3 protein-coding genes are annotated in these 1,696 nt (G+C 36.1%); 2 read left to right on the forward strand and 1 reads right to left on the reverse strand.

What is annotated here, in order from left to right; all coding sequences use genetic code 11:
- Positions 1-127: 127 nt before the first annotated feature.
- Entirely contained in the window at positions 128-415 is a 288-nt protein-coding gene (locus FTV48_RS14700) for a hypothetical protein (RefSeq protein WP_020847062.1), read from the forward strand.
- A gap of 14 nt (positions 416-429) precedes the next feature.
- Positions 430-744, forward strand: a complete 315-nt coding sequence (locus FTV48_RS14705) for a hypothetical protein (RefSeq protein ID WP_151208206.1) — start codon at positions 430-432, stop codon at positions 742-744.
- 32 nt (positions 745-776) lie between these two features.
- On the opposite strand, the gene repM is transcribed toward FTV48_RS14705, so the two are convergent.
- Positions 777-1,583 carry a replication initiation protein RepM gene (gene repM, locus FTV48_RS14710; protein ID WP_257222988.1) on the reverse strand — a complete coding sequence of 269 codons (807 nt, stop codon included), beginning with the start codon at positions 1,581-1,583 and terminating at the stop codon, positions 777-779.
- Positions 1,584-1,696 lie beyond the last annotated feature (113 nt).

Here is a 1,696-nt window from a genome sequence, read left to right on the forward strand (position 1 = left end):
TGACTTGAATGAAATTCAAGTCGTAAGTGCGCATTTCATGAAAAACACGATAGCATATAGCTCGCTTGAACTCTAGTTCATAGAGCCTTATGCTTGAGTGGTTTTCTATATCCCGAAATTAACCGTTATGACAAAATCAACTGAAAATATTGAAAAGAAAATTGAAGCCCAGTTGGAGAAGCTGAAACAGTTAAAAGCTCAGAAACAGGCTATTGAAGCAAGAGAAAGAACAAAGCAGAAAGAGCAAGAACGCAAGGATGATACTCGGCGTAAAATCTTACTTGGTTCTTACTTGATTAAAAAAATGCAATCCAATGAAGCCAACAAAGAAAAAATACTCGCTGAACTTAATGATTATTTAATAGAGGATCGGGATAGAATACTTTTTGATTTACCTTCGATGAATAACAATTAAGCTGGATATTCTTTATGAAATATAAAATTTTAATGTCTTTATTAACAATGTCAGTTATTACCCTTACTGCATGCAGCAAAAATAAAGAAGAACCAGAACATGTAAGAGTGCAAGCATCGTCTCCTGAGATTGTGGAAGAAGTACGCCAAGAAGCGCAACAAGTACCTGCTCCGCAAGAAATTACAGACGAAGACCGTGAACGTATGAAAAAAGAACTCCAAGATTCATCACGATTTGAAAGTAAAGATACTGCCAATAAGTCGGGCGAAGAAGTAAATGCGGAACTGATTAATCAGTTAGATTCGATAGGACAGCCAGCCAAAGAATAAAATTAAAAAAAAGGAGCTGAAGCTCCTTTTTTTTAATTACCAAATCCTGCCTTTTTTAAGCAAGGGTATAACTCTCTGAATTTTTCAGGCTCTAAAAGCATGTCTGCAATACGAATAGCAAACTGCTGATAGCTTTCTGTACCTTGAGAATATGCCCCCATTTCAGGCATTTCAGACAGTTTGTTTGCAAATAAATGACGTTGGGAATCGGTCATTTTGATGAAAAAATCAGGGGTATTGGGATCTCGTTTAGTTTCAATTTTAGGTTGTACTTTTTGCTTAAACTTGAATGAAAACCCTGTAATTGTACGCCCCTGCTTATGTTGCTCATAAGTTACGGTAATGTCTGTATGTTTGTTAAGTTGCTCAATAGCAATATGTAAAACTTTTTCTTTAAATTGCCCCATTCTTTGATATTTTTCATCTCCAACTCCAAGTTTTAAACGAAATTCATTTAAATCAATAATTGGTGTCTTCCCAGTACTACGCCACGCAATTAAAAGTTCGTATAGGCGAATAGCATAACCGCTTGTTAGATTGGCAACTTGTTTTAATTCGTAGCTTGTAAGGTGTTGTTCAAGATAAGTGATTAGGGGTAAGACCGCTGGAGCAAAAGTAAATTCTATAGTTGCAGAATTATCAATATAAGCAATATCAGACACCCAGCGAGTCGTTTTATGAGCAATACCTTTTTCTCTAGGTTCTTGATAGCTAAACTGTCTTGAGAATAAAGACTTACAGGCATCCTTTAGTGTTTCGTATGCTGTGCTATGGCTTACACCAAACGTATTAATATAACTTTCTGCTGTAATCTCAATTGGTTTATTGAGCGATATCATCGATTTTAGCTTGCATGTTGAGCCTCACTTTGATGAGATAAGAACCAAGCTCGGCATGCCGGGCCATAAGGTACATGCATAGTCTAAGGTCATGTAAAATCATGACATAATCA

The organism is Acinetobacter sp. YH18001, assembly GCF_013416975.1.
In the GTDB taxonomy this organism is placed as follows: Bacteria; Pseudomonadota; Gammaproteobacteria; order Pseudomonadales; family Moraxellaceae; genus Acinetobacter; species Acinetobacter pseudolwoffii.